This is a genomic window from Nocardiopsis sp. RV163, from assembly GCF_001029525.1.
Taxonomy (GTDB): domain Bacteria; phylum Actinomycetota; class Actinomycetes; order Streptosporangiales; family Streptosporangiaceae; genus Nocardiopsis; species Nocardiopsis dassonvillei.
On sequence record NZ_LEKI01000308.1, the window covers coordinates 1 to 2,194 of the forward strand.

The 2,194-nt window shown below is 74.9% G+C and carries 2 protein-coding genes and 1 pseudogene; 1 reads left to right on the forward strand and 2 read right to left on the reverse strand.

Annotated elements, in window-relative coordinates:
* Window positions 1–344, forward strand: a pseudogene (locus ABD54_RS26330) (2,3-dihydroxybenzoate-AMP ligase); the annotation flags it as partial.
* Between the two features lie 167 nt (window positions 345–511).
* Here the strand turns inward: ABD54_RS26330 and ABD54_RS26335 are convergent.
* On the reverse strand, window positions 512–1,150 hold the full coding sequence (locus ABD54_RS26335; protein ID WP_019610266.1) for an isochorismatase family protein: 639 nt from the start codon (window positions 1,148–1,150) through the stop codon (window positions 512–514).
* 71 nt (window positions 1,151–1,221) lie between these two features.
* On the reverse strand, window positions 1,222–2,194 hold a 973-nt coding region (locus ABD54_RS26340; protein ID WP_047872252.1), incomplete at its 5' end, for an isochorismate synthase MenF.

Genomic DNA, 2,194 nt, shown 5'->3' on the forward strand with positions numbered 1-2,194 from the left:
AGGGCGGCGACCTGGTGGTCGTGGGCCGGGTGAAGGACCAGGTCAACCGTGCCGGGGAGAAGATCGCCGCGACCGAGGTGGAGGAGTACCTGCTGGCCCTGCCCGGCGTGCGGGCGGCGGCGGTGGTCGGCGTGGCCGATCCCGTCCTGGGCGAGCGCTCGGTCGCCCTGCTGGTGGCCGACGGCCGGTGCCCGACCCGGGAGGAGGTGCGCGGCGTGATGCTGGAGCGCGGCGCGGCCGCCTTCAAGGTTCCCGACGAGGTGCGCGCGGTCGCCGGACTCCCCCTCACCGGGGTGGGCAAGGTGGACAAGGCGCGGCTGAGGCGGGAGTTGACGGCTTCCTAGCCTGCGGTTTCGGGAGACGCAGGAGGCCCGGGAGGCCCAGCGGTGCCGGTGGGCTCGATCGTGCCCGGTGGTGGGACGACTGGGCCGCTCCCGCACGGTGATCCCGCTCCTGGCGCGGGTGTCGGCGTCGACAGTGACGCCGGGAGCGGGATCACCGCCGGGGGCGCTCAGCCGTTCAGGGCGGCCAGAACCCCCTTGGTGCTCACCGTCCCGGCACAGCGGCGGGCGGCGTAGGACAGGGCCATCGCGTGGTCGCCCGCGGAGAAGTCCGCCACCGCGTCGGCCACGACGAAGGCCTGGACGTCGCGCATGAAGGCGTCGCACGCGGTCGTCAGGACTCCGATGTGGGCGTAGACGCCGCAGACGACCAGTTGGTCGCGGCCCGCGTCGCGCAGGTACTCCTCCAGACCGCTCCTGGCGAAGGCGCTGTAGCGCCACTTGGTCATGACGATCTCGTCGTCGGCGGGTTCCAACCCCTCCACGATCGCGGTGTGGGCCGGGTCGTCCCGCAGCCCCTCACCCCACAGGTCGGTGAGCAGCCCGCGGTCGTCCGGGTCCTGGGAGCCGGGCTGGGCGGTGTAGACGCGCGGAACGCCGAGTTCGGCGCACGCGCTCCGCAGGGCGCCGACGTTGGCGAGCAGGCTCGGCACCGGCTCCTCGTCCGGGGAGAAGGCGTCGAGGAAGTAGCGCTGCATGTCGTGGATGAGCAGGACGCAGCGGTCGGGGTCCACCGACCACGACATCCGGTTGTCGGGCAGGTCGCCCTCGCCAGGCATGGGGTAGGGCTCGATCGAGGGAAGGGACATCAGGGGTGTTCTCCATGTGGTGTCGGAACGGGGACGGCGGGTTTCGCGGGACCGCGCACCGGTGCGCCGTGTCAGGGCGGCGGAACCCGGGCCGCCGGGTTCGGGGCGCCCGGGCCTGAGGCACCGGGACCGGGGCCGGCGGGCTCCAGCCCGAGGGCGTTGAGCATGGTGTGGAACTTGGCGCCGGTCTCCGCCGCCTCCTCGGCGGGCACGGAGTCCGCGACGATCCCGGCTCCGGCGAACAGGCGCGCCCGGGTGCCCGCGATCTCGGCGCAGCGCAGGGTGACGGCCCACTCCCCGTCGCCGTCGGCGTCGCACCAGCCGACGGCGCCCGCGTACAGGCCCCGGTCGAAGGGCTCCCACGCGCCGATGGCCCGTGCGGCGGCCTCGGCGGGCGTGCCGCAGACGGCGGGGGTCGGGTGCAGGACGGTGGCCAGTTCCAGAGCCGAGGGAAGGGGTTCCCGGAGCAGGCCGGAGAGGGGCGTGCCCAGGTGCCACATGGTCGCGGTCGCGGTCACCGAGGGTGCCTCGGGAACGTCGAGCCGGGAGCAGAGCGGGCGCAGGCGTTCGGCGATGGCCTCCACGACGAAGGCGTGCTCGCGCAGGTCCTTGGCCGAGGCCAGCAGGGCCTCGGCGCGTTCGCGGTCGGCCTCCGGATCGGGGTGGCGCGGCGCGGAGCCCGCGAGCGGGTGCGAGCGCACCCGGGGGCCGCTGCGCGCGACGAGCAGTTCGGGGCTGGCCCCCACCAGGACCGGGGCCGGTCGCCGGAGGGGACCCCGGTCCCGGCCGTCCGCCCCGCCGGAGCCCTCCCCGAAGACCTCCCCGGAGCCGGAGTCTGAGACCCCCGCGGCGACCGCGAAGTTGAAGGCGCCCGGGTTGTCCGCGGTGAGGCGGGCCAGGACGCGGCCGGGGTCGAGGGGTTGCGCCAGGTCCAGCAGCAGGGTTCTGGCCAGGACGACCTTGTCCAGGCCCTCGTTGGAGAGGTGTTCGACGGCCAGGCCGACCAGGCGGGCGTAGTCGTCCGCGGAGGGCTCCTCGCGCAGG